The organism is Methylomonas methanica, from assembly GCF_001644035.1.
GTDB lineage: Bacteria > Pseudomonadota > Gammaproteobacteria > Methylococcales > Methylomonadaceae > Methylomonas > Methylomonas methanica_A.
In genome coordinates this window covers 38,137-57,839 of the sequence record NZ_LUUG01000055.1, presented here as the reverse complement: position 1 = coordinate 57,839, position 19,703 = coordinate 38,137, and the positions used below count along the sequence as shown (strand labels likewise).

Here is a 19,703-nt window from a genome sequence, read left to right as displayed (position 1 = left end):
GATGGGCAGAAATAGCCAATGAATGGTTGGCAATCAATCAATTTGCCATCAAGGGGCCGAAACATTCACGCCGGCCGGACATCATCCTGTTTATCAATGGCCTGCCGTTGGCGTTGCTGGAGCTGAAAAATCCGGCTGATGAGAATGCCGACATTTGGAAAGCTTTCGATCAGATTCAAACCTACAAGGAACAAATCCCGGATGTGTTTCAGTACAACGAAGTGCTGGTGATTTCTGACGGCAGCGAAGCCCGCTTGGGTTCGTTATCCAGCGATGCCGAACGCTTCATGCAGTGGCGCACCATCGACGGCATCACACTGGACCCGTTAGGCCAATTCAACGAACTGGAAACGCTGATACACGGTTTATTAAGCCCGGCTACCTTACTCGATTACTTGCGCTTTTTTGTGCTGTTCGAGGATGACGGCGGCCTGGTCAAAAAGGTTGCCGGTTACCATCAATACCATGCGGTACGCGCGGCGATTCAACAAGTGGTGACCGCTTCCCGACCTGATGGCAGCCATAAAGGCGGCGTGGTCTGGCACACCCAAGGTAGTGGCAAAAGTATCACCATGACCTGTTTTGCCGCTCGCGTGATGCAGGAAACCGCGATGGAGAATCCCACCATCGTGGTGATTACCGACCGCAACGACCTGGACGGGCAATTGTTCGGAGTATTCTCACTGGGACAGGATTTATTACGTGAACAGCCGGTGCAAGCCGAAACCCGTCAGGACTTGCGCGCAAAACTGGCTAACCGGCCCTCCGGGGGCATCGTCTTCGCTACCATCCAGAAATTCATGCCCGGTGCCGATGAAGACAGTTTTCCGGTGCTGTCTGACCGGAGCAATATTGTGGTGATTGCCGACGAGGCACACCGCACCCAGTATGGCTTTGAGGCTAAGCTGAAGACCGTCAAATCCCTCAAGTCCAGCGCCAATGATGAGACTCTGGCCATGGCCGCCGAACCTAGTGCTGTCTATCAAGTCGGCTATGCCCAGCATTTACGCGACGCCTTACCCAACGCCACCTTTGTCGCCTTTACCGGCACGCCGGTATCGCTGGAAGACCGCGATACGCGGGCGGTGTTTGGCGAATACATCCACGTCTATGACATGCAGCAAGCCAAGGAAGACGGCGCGACGGTAGCAATTTACTTTGAATCGCGACTGGCCAAGTTGGCACTGAAGCCTGAGCAATTGCCACAGATCGATGATGAGGTTGATGAACTGGCCGAGGATGAGGAAGAAGATCAGCAGGCCAAGTTGAAAAGCCGTTGGGCTGCGCTGGAAAAGGTGGTCGGCGCCGAGCCGCGTATCGCCAGCGTGGCAGCGGATTTGGTGGCCCACTTCGAGGAACGTAACAAAGCCCAGGACGGAAAGGCCATGGTGGTGGCGATGAGCCGGGAAATCTGTGTGCATCTGTATAACGAGATCATCAAGCTGCGCCCAGACTGGCACAGCGACGACCCAGAGCAAGGCGCCATCAAGATCGTGATGACCGGTTCAGCCAGTGACAAAGCCTTGCTGCGTCCGCATATCTACAGCAAACAGCAGAAAAAGCGTCTGGAAAAGCGCTTCAAAGACCCGGCCGATCCGTTGCGTTTGGTGATCGTGCGGGATATGTGGCTGACCGGTTTCGACGCGCCGTGCGTGCACACGCTGTATGTCGATAAACCGATGAAGGGCCACAACCTGATGCAAGCCATCGCCCGCGTCAATCGGGTTTTCAAGGACAAGCAAGGCGGCCTGGTGGTGGATTATATCGGCATCGCCAACGAATTAAAGTCTGCTTTGAAGGACTACACCGCCAGCCAGGGCCGTGGCCGACCCACCGTCGATGCGGCCGAAGCCTATGCCGTGCTGGAGGAAAAGCTCGATATTCTGCGGGGCATACTGCACGGCTATGACTACAGTGACTTTTTAACCACCGGCCACAAACGACTGGCCGGCGCAGCCAATCATGTGTTGGGCCAGAAGGACGGCAAGAAGCGGTTTGCTGATACTGCCCTAGCCATGAGCAAGGCCTTTACCTTGTGCTGTACGCTGGATGACGCCAAGGCAGTACGGGAGGAGGTGGCATTCTTCCAGGCGGTGAAAGTCATTCTCACCAAGCCCGATATCAGCCGGAAAAAACGCAGCGACGAGGAACGCGACTTGGCGATCCGGCAAATCATCAATTCCGCCGTGGTCTCGGAAGACGTGGTGGACATCTTCGAAGCCGTTGGCTTGGATAAGCCCAATATCGGTATCCTGGATGATGACTTCCTGGCTGACGTGCGTAACTTGCCGGAACGCAATCTGGCTGTAGAGCTGCTGGAACGGCTATTGGAAGGTGAAATCAAATCCCGATTTGCCGGCAACGTAGTACAGGAGAAGAAGTTCTCCGAGCTATTGGTCAACGTGATCAAGCGTTATCAGAACCGGGCTATTGAAACTGCCCAGGTGATTGAAGAGCTGATTCAGATGGCGAAGAAGTTTAGGGAAGCCGCCGGACGAGGGGAGTCTCTGGGGTTGAGTGAAGATGAAATCCGCTTTTACGATGCCCTGGCCGATAATGAATCAGCCGTCCGCGAACTGACCGATGAAACCCTGAAGCTTATCGCCCATGAACTTACAGAGAACCTACGCCAGAACATTACGGTGGATTGGTCGCAACGGGAAAGCGTCAGAGCCAAGTTACGCTTGATGGTGAAACGTATCCTTCGTAAGTACAAGTATCCGCCAGACCAACAGGAGGCAGCGATTGAGCTGGTCTTATTGCAGGCTCAGGCGTTAGGTGAAGCGTGGATATGAGCTAATAGAAGAATACTTTGGTGCTATTAGTAAGCATTGATAATCACCCTTGCTATCAGCTATGGCTGATAAATTTCCACTAGTTATGAGCATAACAGCACTATAGCATTGGGTGTTGTGCATTGTTTACTAGCATTTGCCAAAGCCTACAAATTAGCAGGATTACATTTTGTGGGTGATTTACTCAAAAAAAAAGCGACACATGTGTCGGCTTTCCTTATATGAATATGTTTTATTTAAATATCCATGTTACGATTCTGCAAAATTTAGCGTATGGGTGGTCGCGTGGAAACAGAGATTACGAACAAATGGGGAAAATCAATTGAAGCCGGTTTTCAACAAGTACCTGACGTATTAATTCGCGCACAGTCGAAACTTGGCATAGATTCCTTAAGTTTGGTGATTTTGTTGAATCTAACAATGCATTGGTGGGAAAAAGATAATCTCCCATGGCCAAGGCCTTCGGTAATTGCCAAGAGAATAGGCGTAAGCACTAGGACGGTGGAAAGAAAAATTTCAGAATTGACTGACAAGGGCTTGATTGAAAGGTTGCCACCCGAAAAAACTGACCGCGTCACAATTCGTCGTTTTAATCTAAGTGGACTTATCAAACACTTGGAACCTCTAGCCGAAGGGTATCGGGAAGATTATCTATCGATGCGGCAACGGAAAAATAATCTTGCTACACCAGCAGAATCGGAAAGTACATGAGGCAGGTTTATGTTGTTAGCTTTCCTCAAAAACAGCAAAGATGAATTTTCATATTTTCTTTGAAAAACCAGTGAATTCAACCATTGGACTGTTTAACCTCCCTTTCGCTGTTTTTAGGGAACTTGACAAAATTATACCTAGGTAGATATAGTGGCAACATTGTTTATTCATGAAGACGCAGAAGATGATCTTGAGGAAATTTGGTCTAAAGACATTGAAGCAGCAGCAAGGGTCACCGTGCTTCTCGAAGAGCTTAAAGGAAATGATGATCTCTTAGATCGACTGACACAACATGACTTTGGCTCATATGGTACGGCCGATTTCCACGTTAGCAAATGGATTGAACAGTGGAACAAAGGAAACAATCTTTGGCGTCTAAAGATCTGGGATTTGGAAGATAATGACGTGAAGTACAGAATAGTGTACGCATTTATTCCAGCTAAAAAGCGTTACCATGTGCTGGGTGTTGTACCAAGAGAATTTAACTATGCCGCAAACAATGAACTCACTATACGCATCCTCAACGCCTACCAAAACCTTTGAAACACTGGTTGTTGGCACAGGAGTAGCTACTGAAGCGACTTCGGTAGAGTCCCCATGCGTTGTATTTCGAATTGAGGATCGATTGCCGAAAATAGAGACACCGGCTCATCACAAAACAATCGATCAACTTGTTGATAAATGGAGCAAGGACGAAAAGCGTCGTGAGGCCTTACAACAAGCTCGACATTGGGTTGCTGATAAATTTCATGGCGAGGATGGTGAAACAGTTCGTACGCTTCGTCTTAAAAAAGGATGGTCTCAGGTGCAACTCGCAACTGAGCTATCAACAAGCCAATCTCATATTGCTCGTATTGAGCGTGGCACTGAAAATCTGGCCATTGAAACCTGTCGTAAACTCTGTGTTGTATTAGGCGTTGATATGAATACACTTGATGCAGCGCTCCATCGGCAAGAGGCCTTAGTTAAAACAAAGGTGAAGTAATGGATCGTCATATTCAGACGATATTCTGCGACGATATTCGCCATGAATTGGGAGGTAAGCTCTCCTATATTGGGGTATACAGCGGACGTCTATTTTTGCCGACATTTCCTTTGACATTACCAAAGCTTTGCTTATCAATAAACGTCCTCACGCCTGCAACCAGGCCTTTCACTAAACTCAGCTTACGAGTTATGAAAGACAAAGATGTATTATTTGAAGGCAATTTGGATGATTCTCAGTTATCTGGTGCAGTGGAAGTCCTTTCAGATAGCGAAATGGATATAAAAGACCGCGTCCTATCTCTTCAATCGGTTATCGTTTTCTCTCCATTTGCTCTTGAAGCTCCCTGCACACTTCGAGTATTAGCCGAAACGGAAGACGGAGAACTACGAGGATATGGCTTGAAAATTGAGCAAACATCTACGGATATGATGAATTTGCAATAAGCAATTGCTCAATCTTGTACCAAGCATGATATTTTTTCGATACCGAACCGAATCGCCTCTAAGATACTGGATCCAGCCGATGGCGCTAACCGCTATCTTTTAATCTCCTGACCCTAGACTATCGTTAATTTTGAGTTGATAAGCGTTAGCTTTATCTTTACTAACAAGGAGGCTTTTTGATGTCTGTTCCCGCGCCTGATCTTGCTGTCGGTTATTCCGCAATATCCAAGCTGATAAATGATGTAAAAGCTGACAGTCTTGATCTTAACGAAGCGGACACACGTCATCGGTTCATTGATAGGCTTATACATGAATGCTTGGGATGGGATTACACTTCAACACATCTTGAACGCCGGTTTAATGGTGACTACAGCGATTACGAACTGGGAAAGCCGCCGCAAATAATAATCGAAGCGAAACGAGCTGGTATATCGTTCGAAATACCTAGCGAAACGAATAAAAGCATTGTCCGGTCACTAAGTTCATTATTCAAATTGTGCCCCAAATTTCGGGCAGCTTTCGATCAAGCTCAGAAATACTGTAGTGACCGGGGAATTCAAGTTGGGGTAGTTTGTAACTCTAGTCAAATCATAGTTTTTCTAGGTGTTCGTAATGACGGCATACCACCCTCGGAGGGGAAATGCCTATTATTTAATGGGTTAGATCAGGTAGAAAAAAACTTTCATCGATTATGGCAAGCTATTTCTCCTGATGCTGAGCATCGAAAATTGTTGTTGGCGGATCTCGCATCTGGCCTTCCAACAGGAGTACCAGTAAAGCTTTCCAGCTATCTTCCTGGATACCCTTCCTTTCGTTATCCAAGCGAATCACAACAAAGTTTGCGTACACTAAGTGACCTCCTAATCGAAGATGCCCCCAATACTTTAGCTGTGAGGAAGAGGTTTTACGAGGAGTGCTATTGTGAAAGCGGAGCGCTAGCAAAAGAAGCGATGGTTGGTAAGAATATACTGTCGGCACGGTATGCATCTATGTTTAAGCCCTTGCCACAAAATCCGACATTGCAACACCTGCGTTCAACGCCCGATGACAAATATGGTTTGGCTCCAGAGGTAGTCGCTGAAGCTCTTGGCAGACGCCCAATAGTTATAATCGGTGACGTAGGGGTTGGGAAAACCTCATTCATCCGGCACCTGATTTATGTGAAGGCCGCAGAAGAGGTTGAGAACGCGATATTTATCTATATTGACCTTGGAAGTCAGGCTAATTTGGGTCAAGACATGCATGCTTTCTTTTTACAGGAGATAGAGCGGCAGCTCCTTGAGGATCATGGGATAGATATATATGAAGATCACTTTGTTCGTGGAGTCTATCATGGTGACCTACAGCGCTTTGAGAAGGGTATTTATGGTCGCCTAAAAGAATCTGCCCCGGACAAGTTCATTGAACGTCAAATCGAGCATCTCGAAGAGCTTACAAGTAACAAAGTGATGCATCTCCAACAAAGTATTATGCACTTTGCAAAAGGGAGAAAAAAACAAGTTATCATTTCAATTGATAACGCGGATCAGAGAAAGCTGGCTGATCAGCAGGAAGCATTTTTGGCGGCTCAGGAATTTGCAGCTAACTGGCAAGCGCTGGTTCTTATTTCACTGAGGCCACAAACATATTTCGTATCAAAGTCATCTGGATCGATATCTGCCTATCCTCAACGAATCATGACAATTTCACCGCCTAGAGTCGATTTAGTGCTCCAAAAGCGGCTACAGTTCTCCTTGGATTTAGCGGAAGGGCGGCTTCCATTAGATCGGCTCAACGGGATAACCATCAAACTAGATGCCATTGCATTATTTTTAAAAGCATTGTTATTCTCATTGCGTAATAACAAAGAAATATCTGAAATTCTAAGCAACATCACTGGCGGGAATATCCGTGAAGCGCTGGAATTGATTAAAGGTTTTATTGGCAGTGCAAATGTCGATTCAGAAAAAATTATCCACATAATGCGGAGTGAAGGGCAATATCTCATTCCTTTGCACGAATTCACAAAGCAAGCTCTACTGGGTGAATATTCACATTTTGATGCTCGCTCTTCACTAGCATTAAATCTTTTTGATGTACGTTATCCTGATCAAAAGGAGCATTTTCTTGCGTCAATGATCATCGGTTTTCTATTCACAGATGGGCCTAAAAAGTCCCCAGAAGGATTTGTTCACACAGATGATTTGCTAGCTGAAATGCAGACTTACGGCTTTGTTGCTGATCAGATAGAGCATGCTCTAAGACGCTTGACCAATAAAAAACTTATTGAAACCACAGAGCGTATTACCTTCGATGAGGGCTTGCAGGGTCTGGTCGGTGATATGCCGCTTGCCTTCCGTGTAACCACTATTGGCGTATATCACATTCAAAGATGGGCGCCCAGCTTTGCGTATTTGGATGCAGTGTTGTTTGATACACCAATATTTGATGAAAATCATCGAAAAGAAATTTCTGCAAAATTGGAGTCATTTGATATTCGAGAACGCTATAAGCGGACAGTCAAATTTCGCGACTACCTAAACGAGTGCTGGTCACAGATTACTAAGCCACCTGTATTCTTTGATTGGCCCACACTACGAAACACCGGCACACCGAGTTTTGTAAGTGTTAAACGAGCTATAGATACTAGGCAGCTTTAAATTAAGAGCTCCCAATAAGGGGTTATTTACCCAAAAAATGACCATCCCGGATTTTTTTATAAAAAATCAATTTTCCCTCATCAGCCCATGAATACCACGGGTTTCATGGGTGTTGTGAGACAAACCGTTCTTTTGGTTAAATAACACCCATTGTGTGCGACTTCGCATAACGCGGATTATGTTAAATTGTTGATTTTTACCGTCTGTTTTTATAATAAAAATAGGTAGTTAGGAAATCAAGCTGCCTACTGAACGCGGGGTTTCGTTGCAGACCCGATCCACCACTGGGGTTGATGGTGCGATGGCATGCAACAGTATTACCTCGCCAGTATGCGACTTGATTACCCGGTAGGATTCTTGATTGCCTTCCTACAAAACAAGCGTTTAGACCGGATCGGGGTCACGCTTGGCAGACCTCTGATGAGACGACTATAAAGGCGTCACGTTTTCAGCTTGTGGGCCCTTAGCCCCAGAGGTCACTTCCATGGTCACGCGCTGGCCTTCGATCAGGCTTTTCCGACCGCTGCCTTGGATCACACTAAAGTGGACAAAGACATCTTTGCCGCCGGCTTGCTCAATGAAACCAAAGCCTTTTTCATCGTTGAACCACTTTACTTTGCCTTCTACTAGTGCTGCCATAAAATTCTCTTTCTTTAAAAAAACCATTGCTGGCGTATTGTTCATACGGACAGAATGCCGATTATCGCTTATTTAAGGTGAAATGCGTGATCGATAAAATAAAACCACAAAAAATGCCGGCAAGGTTACTGTGGGTAGGTACTTTACTTTCCTACAATTGGGGGACCGACGAGTAACTGCTTGTCGGTGTGACGTACACCAGTTCAATTTCAACCCTCTGGTTTTGACGCTTTCCCTCGGGTGTTGAATTGTCTGCGATAAAATCAGATCCGGAAGCGTAATTCACGTGAATTTTCAAAGGAGACACGCCGCGCTCTATCAGATATTTTCGGGCAGATAACGCCCTTGACAATGCAAGCTGTTCATCTTTGACGCTGGGTATAGGTGTACTGGTTCTCCCTCGGACCGTTATCAAGGCGGCATTCTGGGCACCGTCAAGAATGGTTGAGTCGCTAAAGTTCGGGCGGAAAATAACACTACAATTGTCGAATAAGACTGTTACGGTATTTGATTGCGGGGTTCCGTAAGCATCTTCAGCTACTACGTTCGCTGTAATCGGTTCAACGTGGAATGTTTGTGAATTGCCAACGTTTGCGCAGGTCGAAAGTAATGCGAATATTGCTAGTCGTTTCTTGGTCATAAATATTTCCTTATAGATTGGTAAATGCGGTGTCTGTCATGGAAATGATCCACAGAACGGTTAGGTGCAATGGGTAAAAGGCATAGAAAGCCCATTGAACGCGCGGGATTGGCAATCTCACTAAGCATGCCAACAATGCAACTGGCAGTACGGCCAGTGCCCAATAATTGCCACTGATCAAGCGTAAGGAAAGAATGGATATAACTGCAATAATCACTGGAGCAAGCCTTGGTGTTTTACAGTACCACCATGCCGATAAGCCCAGCACAAGTCCAGGCCACCAATATTCGACCACTGAACCGCCCAGCACAAACACTAACGCAGCAGCTAGGTAGCCCGTGATTGTTTGATACTCAATTAGATAAATGGTGAGGGTGAGAACCAACAACGCAAACATAAAATTTAACGGCCACCACCCAGCAAGTAATCCACCGAGGGCAAGGAAGGCCGGTGTTGCCAGCGATCCACACAAAGCTAATCGCTTTATTATCCGGATATGCACACCACGTTCGAAGGCCATTGGCCTTGCAAGGTTATAGGCAAGGACCAAAACAAATAGCGGCATTGCCAAACGGCCTATGTTGAATAAAACCGGAATGGCTCCCTTATATAGATATTTGTTGGTGTGATCGATCACCATTAGGATCAGGGAAAACCACTTGATGGCTTCGATGGTGCCATCTGCGATAACTACACGAGGATAGTTCATTTCGTGCTTCCTTTTTTTAGCGGCTAAAATATGGTTGTTAGTCAGAACTAACCATAATTTTGCGAGGGATATATGCCATGCTTGCGGCGTGTATTTGCATCGGTTTTTTATATACCGGCGTTATGGGCTCGGGTTGTGCTTGAACAGGTGTCGAGTCTGTTTTCTGTACTTGAACAACCTCTACTATTCCGCCCTTTAAAAATGCATCCAGCCAATCGGCCCATTTGTTGGCCCTTACCATCAAATCGGCTTTGTACACTCCGTTGTAATAAGGGGTTCTTGAATGATAATTGGCGACTTTTGTCCATAAATCACCCTTATCGTCTTTGATATGAACGGCCAGTCGCCATGCGGCTAAATCGTAGGGATAGCAACCTGAGCGGGCTACGTCTTCTGGCATAATGCCATATTTCGCCAATTGGGTTAGGTACGAGGTGTTGAATTGCATTGGTCCCACATCGTGAGTGCCGTTGGTATTCCTTACCCATTGCCCAGGCTTTCCGCCTTCTTTCTCGGCGATTGCCAGCACAATATTTGCAGGTATATCGTATTTCGCGGCAGCAGTGATAGAGCATACGATCCGCTCTTGTTGTTGTGGACTCTGATTGTTAGGCTGAGCATGCACTAGCATCGGGAGTATGCTGATTGCAACAATACAAAGCTTTATAGCATTCATGAATTGCTCTCCTGTTATGCTGAATGTGCATTACCGCTATCGTTGTTGGTGAATGCCGCGACCTCTTCATCCGGATCTACTGTTTCATCAGATCCCGATAGGCTATCGCCGCCAAACGTGGGTGTTGATTGAGCACTGTTGCTAATTGCAGCCGCGACTTGTCCGCCAAACGTATTGTTGGTTCTGTCCTTAATTTTTTGCTTTGCAACCTCTCCAATTCCGGTTGCAAGATTTTTAACCATTGATGGTCCATATTTGGAATCATTTGCCTGCTTTGACGAACCACTACCCCCCATTGCTTCGCCAAGTGGAGTTGTTGAGTTTGAGGTAGAACCACCGTTAGCGGTGCTCTGACTGCTTTGAAGATAGTCGGCTGTCATTCTGGAAGCTCCGTCCGCCCCACTGCCGGCGAATTCCGCTGCTTTATTTGATGCCGCCATAATGGCTTGAATGCCACCGCTAATATTTGTTGCTCCGGCAGCAATCGCTCCACCGGCAACGCCAATAGCCGCCCCGGCAGTTGCGGCAGCCGCCATTGCCGAGCCGGCTCCAAATCCATTACCAAGTGCGCCGGTTCCCCCTCCGAATGCGACTTGCCCAAGCATTGGGGGCACTTTATTGACCAATAGCAGCAAGACCACTGCTGCTACGAGAAATGAACCCATATCCGCGTAGGTCATATCGGCTTCCATTGCCGCCACATAATCATTGATAAAGGCTTGTCCAATTCCAACAATCAGAATCATTGCCATCAATTGGATGGCGACGTTCAATACCGTTTTGTAAAAGCCGATGGCCATGTCCGTGGTCCATCGACCACCGCCGAAGCCAAGATATATAACGCCTGCGTAGGCAAGAATCCATCCACTAACAAAGAGCACAAGCATATTAGTGGCGATCAGGGCCATGATCACTAGCACGACTGCGCCCATGATAATTAGCGCCGCGCCCTCTACCGGTTCCCAGATTGATGAAGCGGTAATCGCTTTTCCAAATACTTGGAATCCTGCATCGATAATGCCGGACGGCGTTACCGCGCCCAATCCGGCCGCATTTGACCCTAACGTTTGCATTGATGCAAAAATGCTGGTTGCCATTGCAGGCCCGTTACTCAAAAGCCACCAGAAAAACCCTGTGGTAATAGTGAAACGGAGGAATTCGGCATAGAACTCGCCAATATCTGCCTTTCTCAATAGTAAAAAACCATGCGTCCATACCATAGAAATTAAGGCCAATACCCAGAATAGCCAGGTCGCTCGTGCAGTAATGGCGGCGGCCCACCCCGCCGCAGCACCGGCAAACCGACCTTGAACATCGTCCATAATGTTCGGCCCATCTATTGCCGCTAAGGCGTCAGTGGATGCGAGCATCAAGAAGGCTAAAAACAAGAATATTTGTCTATTCATTTGCCGTTTCTCGCGCTATTTGATTGACCAGTTTCGATTGTTCGCAGCACCGAAAGTCACACGGCGGGCGCAAGCGGAGGCTAGTCGTCTCCGCTTTTTTTCATTGGCGATGCGAATGAGGTTTTCGTGCCTACAATTTATTTCATTAACAATAAGGGCATCCGCATCTGCATCCGTCTCGGTATCCTCAGCCACTGGCAAGGAGTCTTCGCCTTGATTGACCAACTCATCCCAGTTACTGACGGTTGTTGCAATAGCGGCCACGATAAAAATAACGACCAAGGTATATTTAATGGACATGCGCAATTACCTGATGGCCCAGCCATCATTATCCCGGTATGCATAGGGCACTTCGTGGGCCTTGTCGGATGCGGCTTGTTGTTGCGCTTCTTTATTGGCCAAGGCCTGATTGCGGGTTATTTCGGCGTTTTGTTGCGCTATCAGCAATCCACGTATTTGTAGAAGCTGATTGGCCTGTTGGCTGGCAATTTGATTGGTATATCCGATAGCCTTGACTTGACCATCGGCGCCTTGTGCCGCTGCTTGAATATCTTCGAGAGTTGCGGCATCCGCTTCTAGTGCTGTTTGTTGGCTATCTAGGCCTTCTATTGCGGCCTTGTTTGCTGACTGTTGCGCCTCCGAGCCAAGGTGTACAGAGTCGCGTAAGTCGGCTAAATCGGCATTCGTGCAGGCGTCGCCGTTAAAACAACGCGACCCCCGATAGGTGTTTATGTCTTTAAACTTTGCCAAATAGTTATCAATGTTACCGAATCTGTCTTTATACCGGGTGACGGTATCAATGGTTCCACGAAGCCGTCCCATAGTTGCGGTCGCTCTATCCCAAATATTGACCGCTGGCGACGCTGTGTTTTGCAACATATTTTCATATTGCTGTATCTGCGTTGAATACTGTTCCAATTGAGTACCATATTCTTGAACCTGCTTTATTGTCTGAGCGATTTCTTCGACCGCGGTCATAATGTTTTGTGTCAAGTTCGTACCGTCGATTACAGGAACTCCCGCGACTGAAATGGATGGACTAAACATGACAGTTGCGGTCAACACCCCTACCAATATTTTTTTAGCGGCTAAAATGCTATTGTTTTTCATAAATGACTCCTGTGGTGTAAACCTTAATAATCAAATGCTTGATACGGTTTGGTTAGAGTTAAGTCTTTCGTCACGATAATATTGAATCTATAGCCAGGTCTTATTTCCAAAGTCGGCGCGATATTCATGTTTTTCGCGATCATTTGTGAGGTGACTCGACCTAGTTGTTGTCCCAGCGCATTACTCATCGCACTATTGGCGTTCGGAGCTGTATAAACCCCGTTTTGTTGGTTTTGTTGCTGGTTATAAGTAATGCCTGCTGTAATGGCGGACATTAACAACGCAGACCCAAATATCCGGACAAAATGATGATTAACTTGGTCGGTGAATCCCGCATAACCGGCACTATCTGCGCCCGGCATAGCGCCAATATCCATTGCCTTACCATCGGGGAATACGATACGTTGCCATGCAACAAGAACCCGAGATTGCCCATATTCCACTTCACTTGAATAAACACCAACTAATCGGGAGCCTTGCGGAACCAATAGATATTTTCCGGTTGCCGTATCAAACACGTCCTGTGAAACTTGGGCCATGATCTGCCCAGGTAACTCGGAATTGATTCCAGAAATTAACGTCCCAGGAATAATGAAACCGGCCCGAAGTTCGAATGGCGTTCTTGGCGCTTCCGGTAGTGAGTCCAGTCGCCATCTATCGCTTGATCCTGATTTGCCGAATTGGCTAATATTATTTTTTTCGCCCAGAGTCTCGGAACTAACAAGTTGCGGCGATCTTTCGTTGCCGCCAGTTTCATTTTCCCCGTCTGCTCCCACGATTCCCGAATCCTGCAATGCCGCGAGCCGTTTCTTATATGCGGTCATAGGGTCGGTATCTGTCATCTGTTCTCTGACTGCGGCAAGCTTAGCAAGTACCCCATCTCTTCCGGTTGTTTGCACTTGTGATGCTGCAATTACGCCAGGAGGTGAACCGGAGCTGCGCGGAGCTGTAACCGTCACCATCGTTCTTGCTTTAATTGCATCTTCGAATTGTTGTCGCTTCATTGCGGCAATACGTGCGGCTGCATCCTCTTCCGGGGTACGCGCTCTATTGGGTGCGGCGGATGGCGGCGTTGGAGGCATATCGGCCCGTACTATTTTGACTGGCGGTGCGGGCTCTAGCTGCGGATCAGGTTGCGGATTGGATTCGGGGGGAATAATACCGCCCAGGTTATTGCCCACTATTTCTTTGGCGAGCATATTGGCGTTTCCTGCTTTTTGCCGGTCCGCCGTTTCTGGTTTGTTTTGCTGGTTTGCACGGTCAGCGGCCACCAGAACCATTATGATTAAGAAGATCGATATGGCTACACCCAGGATAAGTACGGGTAAGTTATTTACCCGACGAACGCCGTGACTGGCTTCTGGTTCATCCGGTGACAATTCAGGCGACATGTATTCTTCATTGACGGTATTTGCTGTCGATTCCATTGCCTTACTCCATTTTTGCCCAAGCGCCTGCTGATAAGGCGGTGTTGTTCTTCGCCTCATAAGCATGAGTAAACGTCACGTCGTCAATCTTGAGCTTAATGCGGTACAAGTCGGTCACATTGATAGACGGCTTATCAACGACGTACTGAAGCCTCAACCCCGTGCCGCTAACGCTTTGCTTCGGGCTATACTCCTTCACTGCATAGCCTTTTGCTCTCAGCGAATCCACCAATAACATTCCGAATCTATCTGATTTTGGAATGCTTTGGCCGAAATTGAATTGAGTTTGAGCAGGTGGATATATCTTTTCCAAATGATGAATGGTATCTGCCGCAATGCCTTCATGAAGCCCAGAAGGCGCATTTGATTCGAAATTGCCGAATCGTTCCGTTGCGCATCCAACCAGTCCGGCAATACTGATGACGAACGCTAAGATCCTGATCATGTTATTTCACCCGTTGAATGGTTACGGTGTCTTGGTTAGAGCCAACACCTGCAATCATGATTGCTCTATCGAATACAGTGTCGACAATGTAACGGTCGCCCTGTACACGATAATTCACCATCACGGTTTCATCGTCCTCAAACATCCCCCCTTCCCTTCGCACAACCAGCAATGTCGGCGCTTCGGTTTGTGCCATTGTTTCCGGCATTTGAATGATGGTTTTTTGCTTATCGTGATAAACGCGAACCGGGGTCCATGAAATTGGGCCATTAGGTTCGATTTCATAATCGAAATGCAGATCGCCCAAATACTCCCCGGTTTGAGGAATGGTCTTTTCTTGGCGTTCTTTATGTTCTTTATGGACGATGGCATTCCATTTCGCCATCGCATCCTCCGGATAGCTAAACGCCACTTTTGGCATGTACTGTGTTCGGTGTGATCGTAGCTGCAAGTTATAGGCGCGACGATTGGTTGTCACCGATAGCGATGTTTCCAAGCCCACATCATGCGGCTTGATAATCAGATGTTGTACTTCGCTTTGGCCGCTACCCTCAATCGCTGGTTCTATGGTCCATCTTGCCGTATCACCTAAATTAATCCCGTTTACTTGTTCGCCAGGCTGCAACGAAACGTCACACACTTGAAGAACGGCGCAGACAATACTTGGTTGTTGAGCACCGTATAGGAACGTGATCGTACCGTTTTGCCCGCTGGTTGGAGCCAAGCCTGTCGCGCTACTTGCTTTCCATTTTTCGGCTATCGCAATAGCCTGTTTTTCTTGTTTGGTTAATGTCGGGTTTTTGGTTGCAAAATACATATCCGCCATATCAGGCTCCGCCACCGCAGACCGCATCACAAATAGCGTCATGGCTATCTTTATCATTGCGCTGTATTGCTTTTTCATGAGATTGCCTCGTTCGGTTAAAACTGTTGTTGTCTGGACCAGGAAAAGTCTTTCACGTAAATTCCCATTGGGTTTTTCCGGATTTGCTCTTCGCTTGTGGCCGGTGTTGGTTCAACGACTTTAATATTGACTAATGCCCTCATGTATGAGGGTTTTCCGGTCACAATGCCCTGGCGGTCGCGGGTAGTTTCAATCCAATCGACCTCCCAGGTATCTGGGGTTTGGGCCAGGACATTCACCACTTCTACGCTTACCATTTCCTTTATCGCCCGTTTAAACGGACTAGACTCCTCGGTGCCATTCAACCATTCAGTCATTTTTTGTAGCGATGGGTCGCCGGGCGCTAACATAGCGTAGACATCCATAACGGCTTTTCTTTGTAGCGCGATGTCTATCGTGACTATTCGAGAGTTTGATATAAAGGCCGATACCACAGATGCCACTACTCGCCCATCCACCGGTGATGCTCGGTCGGCTCTGGCTATGGCTGCGGTTTGACCAAGCTTGTCAACTTGTATGACGTAAGGCACAAATTTCGATAGCTGGCCGATATGAATCATTCCTCCGACACCGGTTAACGCCACCAACATGGATAATATCCCCATTACTTGCCACGCCTGCCGCGTAGAAATAACGCCCTGTGTGTGATCTTTCCAGGTTCGTCTTGCTGACAAATATGGATTCTCGTTTTCTCCGGTTCTACGGCCACCAATCAGCTTTTCAGGATTTTTTCTGGGGTCTGCTTTTGGGTCTTTTCTTTTAAAAATCATGCTGCTTCCTCCAAGTATTCTTCAATGCTTAAACCCTTACGAGCGAGCCATTCACCCACCCATTCATGACCATGAGTCGCCTTTAATTTCTTGATGGCCGCAACAGAGTCTTTATCCGAAGAGCCCACAAACGCGAGAGCGAGCGGGCCTAACGCAAGATCATAGAGACGACAGCCTTCTTCAGAGACGTAGTAGTAATGCCTCTTGGGGATTGCTGTAGCCAATAATTCGATTTGCCTAGAGTTAAGGCCCATACGGCGATACAGTGCAGTCGCGTCTTCCTCTCTGGCGTAAATGTTTGGCAAGAAGATTTTCGATGCGGTTGATTCGATAATTACGTCGAGGATTCCAGAATTCGCAGCGTCAGATAAGTTTTGAGTTGCCATCAAAACAAAACAGTTCGCTTTTCGCAGTACCTTTAGCCACTCTCGAATTTTTTCCCGGAATACCGCATGACCGAGCATCACCCATGCCTCATCCAAAATAATGACCGTAGGCTGCCCGGTTAATGATCGTTCGATGCGTCTAAAGAGATATAACAACACTGGAAGCGCATAGCGCTCCCCGAGATTCATTAACTCTTCTATTTCAAAAACCGTGAAATCGGTAAGTTCCAGCCCATCCTCTTCGGCATCTAATAGATGCCCCATTGCGCCATCAATGGTGTATTGCTTAAGAGCTTCGCGTATTGCCTCATCTTGAATAGTTACCGTGAATTCAGATAGCGTTCTAGCGCCGCTGTTATGCATGTTGATGATGGCGTTACCAATTTCATTTCGCTGGGCGGGTGATGTAATCAAACCATTTAACGCCAGAATGATGTTGATCCATTCCATAGCCCATGCGCGATCATTTTTGGTTTTCAGGTATTGCAAAGGACAGAAGGCCAGCAATTCGTCGTCGGCGGCCACCGTGAAATGCTTACCGCTTTTCCCTACACTCGTGGCGTGGATTGCTTCGGTTAATGGGTACAGGGACATCCCTTTATCGAATGCAAAGATGTGCATGCCTTGATAGCGGCGCAACTGCGCGGCGAGTATGGCAAGATGGGTTGACTTACCGGCTCCGGTTCGACCAAACATAAATGTATGCCCCACATCGCCTACATGGAGATTTAGACGGAATGGTGTTGAGCCCTGGGTAACACAATGCATAATCGGGGGAGATAGTGCTGGATACATTGGACAAGGTGCATATTCTCTGCCTGTCCAAATGGTGCTAATCGGCAACAAGTCCGCCAAATTCATAGTGTTCAACAAGGGACGGCGTACATTCTCGACACCATGGCCCGGCAAACTACCTAAGTAGGCTTCCATTGCGTTAATGGTTTCGATCCTGGCGACAAATCCAAGCCTATTTATGGCCTTCTCTACCTGTTGAGCCAGTTCCTGTACGCGTTTTCTATTCTCGTCCATTAGGACTACAACACTGGTGTAATAGCCCTGGGCGATTATGCCGCTATTAACTTCAGCTAACGCCGCCTGTGCGTCGTCCACCATGTTTTGCGCGTCCTCGTCTATCGGTCCTGTGTTGAGATTGAACACTTGATCAATGAAACCGCGTACCTTTTGCCGCCATTTTTTTCGAAACTTTTCCAAGTGACTGATAGCCTCGTGAGGGTCCATAAAAATGAACCTTGAGGACCAGCGATATTCGATAGGTAACTCACCAAGGGCGGTTAACATTCCCGGTGTCGATTCAAGCGGGAATCCTTCAATCGCTACTACCTGGATGTACTTACGACCTATCTTGGGAATCACGCCCGCGAGCAAATCCTCTCCACCAATTAAACAGTCGAGATACATGGGGTTTGTTGGCAGTTGTATCGGATGATTTTTTCCGGTAATACAAAACTGCAACCAGCGCAGAAGATCATCATGAATGACAGTTGTCCCATCTTCATTAACGATTTCATGGCCCTTTAATCTGCGTAAGTTGACCGCTGCCGACAATCGCGTTTCGATGTTGTGACATTCACGTTTAAAGTGTTCAATGAGGTCGGTTGTATATGTCTTTGAGTCAGGTTTCCTGGCGTCGTCGTCGAACATAAGTTCAATAAACTTGCGTTCTGCAAGCACAGGCGGGAGATACGTCAATGTCATGACAAAGTACCCTTCGTACATGGTACTTAGTCCTTCGAAAAGTGTCCGGCGCTCTTCGTCGATGGCTGCCGTGATTCGATCAGGAAATGTCGATAACCCCCTTTCTGAATATGACGGCGCCGGGCGTCGCACGGCGTCGACATGGATCATCCAGCCATTGCCTAGTCTGGATATTGCTTGGTTTAATCTGGCGGATATTGATTCGCGGTGTGCTTCGGTTGAACTATCGTTGTCATCACTCGTATAAAGCCAGCCAGCGAGAAACGATCCATCCTTACCAACAATAATACCGTCATCGACCTCGGCAGCATAAATCAACAAATCCGCTACGCTGGCGTTTTTGGAACGATGTTGACTTAACCGACGATCCTTATCCGCCCTGTAAATCAATCTGGCGAGGATTGCGACTAATAGAATCCCTAGTCCCGCAATCATGAGTGTTATGGCCTCGATCATCATCTGTATTGTTTCCCTTGGCTATTTGGATTTTCACGGAACGGGGTGCTTCTGGCCGGGTAATACCCTCTTAAATTACCTACCCGCGTACCTCGATACCGTAAATGTCGTAGATAAATAAATCGCATTTTCGGATCTGATTTGGCCGCCAACCGTGCTAGGTATAATGCACATAACCATAAAACTATCCCGACAATGGCTGCCCTCAGTTCTTGAGCGGAGAAAATTAGCGCTCCGGCCACTAGGCCGGAGAACATCACAAACTCACGATCCCCGCCCATGAACAAGTTGTCTCTGTTACCCGCTCTGCGAATTGGAATCGCGCGTAAGGCCATTACTTTTCACCCACCATAGCCAATGACTTACCAGCGCTTTTTAATGTACGCAGTTGAAGGCATGCTAACGTTGCTATTAAACACGCGATCATCAATGCCTCCTTGACATACTGCGTCGCGTGAAAACCCATAATCATGAGCTGTGTGCCTACCTCATCCTCCGACAGTGTGATTACTGCTCCGCGACCAAATACGTTAGTCATAACGTTTTGGGCACCGACTAAGAGGGCCATGACAAGAACGATGAAGATCAAGGTCCGAAAGAAGCCGTTTAAGTCGCCGCCAAAAATCAGCACACCGCCGGCGACAATGATCCCAATGAGTGACAACGAAAACGCTACGGGACCAGTAACCGATGTTCTAAGGCTGGTAAGCCAATCTTCATAAGGTAAAGCTCCCCCATCACCTACGGCGGCGGTCGCCTGTTCTGGCATAAAAAAAACCAATGCCATTAACAGAATTAGCGGTGCTCTTTGCAGTCGATTCGCGAGTGCATTCATTTTGTAAC

The 19,703-nt window shown here is 47.4% G+C and carries 20 protein-coding genes; 6 read left to right on the top strand and 14 right to left on the bottom strand.

Annotation, left to right across the window (positions count from 1 at the left end; genetic code table 11):
* The 6 genes from A1332_RS07520 to A1332_RS07495 form a co-directional block, all read left to right on the top strand.
* Positions 1-2,795 (top strand): type I restriction endonuclease subunit R (locus A1332_RS07520; protein WP_064007896.1); only part of this gene is annotated, 2,795 nt, incomplete at its 5' end.
* Between the two features lie 285 nt (positions 2,796-3,080).
* The gene (locus tag A1332_RS07515) at positions 3,081-3,506 is read left to right on the top strand and encodes a helix-turn-helix domain-containing protein (protein ID WP_157203967.1); all 426 of its coding nucleotides are present in this window, start codon (positions 3,081-3,083) and stop codon (positions 3,504-3,506) included.
* A gap of 150 nt (positions 3,507-3,656) precedes the next feature.
* Complete coding sequence (locus A1332_RS07510; protein WP_082879585.1) at positions 3,657-4,049, top strand: hypothetical protein; 393 nt, start codon at positions 3,657-3,659, stop codon at positions 4,047-4,049.
* 82 nt (positions 4,050-4,131) lie between these two features.
* On the top strand, positions 4,132-4,491 hold the full coding sequence (locus A1332_RS07505; RefSeq protein WP_197491417.1) for a helix-turn-helix domain-containing protein: 360 nt from the start codon (positions 4,132-4,134) through the stop codon (positions 4,489-4,491).
* Positions 4,491-4,937 carry a DUF6941 family protein gene (locus tag A1332_RS07500; protein WP_064007892.1) on the top strand — a complete coding sequence of 149 codons (447 nt, stop codon included), beginning with the start codon at positions 4,491-4,493 and terminating at the stop codon, positions 4,935-4,937. Before A1332_RS07505 ends, A1332_RS07500 begins: the two co-directional genes overlap by 1 nt.
* 179 nt (positions 4,938-5,116) lie before the next feature.
* Positions 5,117-7,576, top strand: a complete 2,460-nt coding sequence (locus A1332_RS07495) for a hypothetical protein (RefSeq protein WP_064007891.1) — start codon at positions 5,117-5,119, stop codon at positions 7,574-7,576.
* Between the two features lie 429 nt (positions 7,577-8,005).
* Here A1332_RS07495 and A1332_RS07490 read toward each other — a convergent pair whose 3' ends face one another.
* The 14 genes from A1332_RS07490 to A1332_RS26280 all read right to left on the bottom strand — a co-directional run bounded on the left by A1332_RS07490 (position 8,006) and on the right by A1332_RS26280 (position 19,695).
* On the bottom strand, positions 8,006-8,215 hold the full coding sequence (locus tag A1332_RS07490; protein ID WP_026147275.1) for a cold-shock protein: 210 nt from the start codon (positions 8,213-8,215) through the stop codon (positions 8,006-8,008).
* Between the two features lie 151 nt (positions 8,216-8,366).
* Complete coding sequence (locus tag A1332_RS07485; protein ID WP_082879584.1) at positions 8,367-8,855, bottom strand: OmpA family protein; 489 nt, start codon at positions 8,853-8,855, stop codon at positions 8,367-8,369.
* Positions 8,856-8,865: 10 nt separating this feature from the next.
* Positions 8,866-9,564: a TraX family protein gene (locus tag A1332_RS07480; protein ID WP_064007890.1), complete on the bottom strand. Its 699-nt coding sequence runs from the start codon at positions 9,562-9,564 to the stop codon at positions 8,866-8,868.
* Between the two features lie 37 nt (positions 9,565-9,601).
* Entirely contained in the window at positions 9,602-10,195 is a 594-nt protein-coding gene (locus tag A1332_RS07475; protein ID WP_064007897.1) for a transglycosylase SLT domain-containing protein, read from the bottom strand.
* A 59-nt stretch (positions 10,196-10,254) separates the two neighbouring features.
* Positions 10,255-11,646 carry a P-type conjugative transfer protein TrbL gene (trbL, locus tag A1332_RS07470; protein ID WP_020485793.1) on the bottom strand — a complete coding sequence of 464 codons (1,392 nt, stop codon included), beginning with the start codon at positions 11,644-11,646 and terminating at the stop codon, positions 10,255-10,257.
* A gap of 15 nt (positions 11,647-11,661) precedes the next feature.
* Complete coding sequence (trbK, locus tag A1332_RS07465; protein WP_020485794.1) at positions 11,662-11,946, bottom strand: entry exclusion lipoprotein TrbK; 285 nt, start codon at positions 11,944-11,946, stop codon at positions 11,662-11,664.
* Positions 11,947-11,952: 6 nt separating this feature from the next.
* Positions 11,953-12,756 (bottom strand): P-type conjugative transfer protein TrbJ, encoded by an 804-nt coding sequence (gene trbJ / locus A1332_RS07460; RefSeq protein WP_020485795.1) that lies wholly within the window; start codon positions 12,754-12,756, stop codon positions 11,953-11,955.
* A gap of 23 nt (positions 12,757-12,779) precedes the next feature.
* Positions 12,780-14,183 carry a TrbI/VirB10 family protein gene (locus A1332_RS07455; RefSeq protein WP_020485796.1) on the bottom strand — a complete coding sequence of 468 codons (1,404 nt, stop codon included), beginning with the start codon at positions 14,181-14,183 and terminating at the stop codon, positions 12,780-12,782.
* Between the two features lie 4 nt (positions 14,184-14,187).
* The gene (locus A1332_RS07450) at positions 14,188-14,628 is read right to left on the bottom strand and encodes a hypothetical protein (RefSeq protein WP_020485797.1); all 441 of its coding nucleotides are present in this window, start codon (positions 14,626-14,628) and stop codon (positions 14,188-14,190) included.
* A gap of 1 nt (position 14,629) precedes the next feature.
* The gene (gene trbG / locus A1332_RS07445) at positions 14,630-15,532 is read right to left on the bottom strand and encodes a P-type conjugative transfer protein TrbG (protein ID WP_020485798.1); all 903 of its coding nucleotides are present in this window, start codon (positions 15,530-15,532) and stop codon (positions 14,630-14,632) included.
* Between the two features lie 17 nt (positions 15,533-15,549).
* On the bottom strand, positions 15,550-16,302 hold the full coding sequence (locus A1332_RS07440; RefSeq protein WP_020485799.1) for a VirB8/TrbF family protein: 753 nt from the start codon (positions 16,300-16,302) through the stop codon (positions 15,550-15,552).
* Complete coding sequence (locus A1332_RS07435; protein WP_026147277.1) at positions 16,299-18,860, bottom strand: VirB4 family type IV secretion/conjugal transfer ATPase; 2,562 nt, start codon at positions 18,858-18,860, stop codon at positions 16,299-16,301. The genes A1332_RS07440 and A1332_RS07435 overlap by 4 nt, the downstream gene beginning before the upstream one ends.
* A complete protein-coding gene (locus A1332_RS07430; protein WP_020485801.1) occupies positions 18,860-19,195 on the bottom strand; it encodes a conjugal transfer protein TrbD in 336 nt (111 codons plus the stop codon). Before A1332_RS07430 ends, A1332_RS07435 begins: the two co-directional genes overlap by 1 nt.
* The gene (locus A1332_RS26280) at positions 19,195-19,695 is read right to left on the bottom strand and encodes a TrbC/VirB2 family protein (RefSeq protein ID WP_020485802.1); all 501 of its coding nucleotides are present in this window, start codon (positions 19,693-19,695) and stop codon (positions 19,195-19,197) included. Before A1332_RS26280 ends, A1332_RS07430 begins: the two co-directional genes overlap by 1 nt.
* Positions 19,696-19,703 lie beyond the last annotated feature (8 nt).

Coding starts and splice junctions, on each gene's coding strand:
- A1332_RS07500 (WP_064007892.1), top strand. CDS start 4,491: ATGGATCGTCATATTCAGACGATATTCTGCGACGATATTCGCCATGAA.
- A1332_RS07495 (WP_064007891.1), top strand. CDS start 5,117: ATGTCTGTTCCCGCGCCTGATCTTGCTGTCGGTTATTCCGCAATATCC.
- A1332_RS07490 (WP_026147275.1), bottom strand. CDS start 8,215: ATGGCAGCACTAGTAGAAGGCAAAGTAAAGTGGTTCAACGATGAAAAA.
- A1332_RS07485 (WP_082879584.1), bottom strand. CDS start 8,855: ATGACCAAGAAACGACTAGCAATATTCGCATTACTTTCGACCTGCGCA.
- A1332_RS07480 (WP_064007890.1), bottom strand. CDS start 9,564: ATGAACTATCCTCGTGTAGTTATCGCAGATGGCACCATCGAAGCCATC.
- A1332_RS07475 (WP_064007897.1), bottom strand. CDS start 10,195: ATGCTAGTGCATGCTCAGCCTAACAATCAGAGTCCACAACAACAAGAG.
- trbL (WP_020485793.1), bottom strand. CDS start 11,646: ATGAATAGACAAATATTCTTGTTTTTAGCCTTCTTGATGCTCGCATCC.
- trbK (WP_020485794.1), bottom strand. CDS start 11,946: ATGTCCATTAAATATACCTTGGTCGTTATTTTTATCGTGGCCGCTATT.
- trbJ (WP_020485795.1), bottom strand. CDS start 12,756: ATGAAAAACAATAGCATTTTAGCCGCTAAAAAAATATTGGTAGGGGTG.
- A1332_RS07455 (WP_020485796.1), bottom strand. CDS start 14,183: ATGGAATCGACAGCAAATACCGTCAATGAAGAATACATGTCGCCTGAA.
- A1332_RS07450 (WP_020485797.1), bottom strand. CDS start 14,628: ATGATCAGGATCTTAGCGTTCGTCATCAGTATTGCCGGACTGGTTGGA.
- trbG (WP_020485798.1), bottom strand. CDS start 15,532: ATGAAAAAGCAATACAGCGCAATGATAAAGATAGCCATGACGCTATTT.
- A1332_RS07440 (WP_020485799.1), bottom strand. CDS start 16,302: ATGATTTTTAAAAGAAAAGACCCAAAAGCAGACCCCAGAAAAAATCCT.
- A1332_RS07435 (WP_026147277.1), bottom strand. CDS start 18,860: ATGATCGAGGCCATAACACTCATGATTGCGGGACTAGGGATTCTATTA.
- A1332_RS07430 (WP_020485801.1), bottom strand. CDS start 19,195: ATGGCCTTACGCGCGATTCCAATTCGCAGAGCGGGTAACAGAGACAAC.
- A1332_RS26280 (WP_020485802.1), bottom strand. CDS start 19,695: ATGAATGCACTCGCGAATCGACTGCAAAGAGCACCGCTAATTCTGTTA.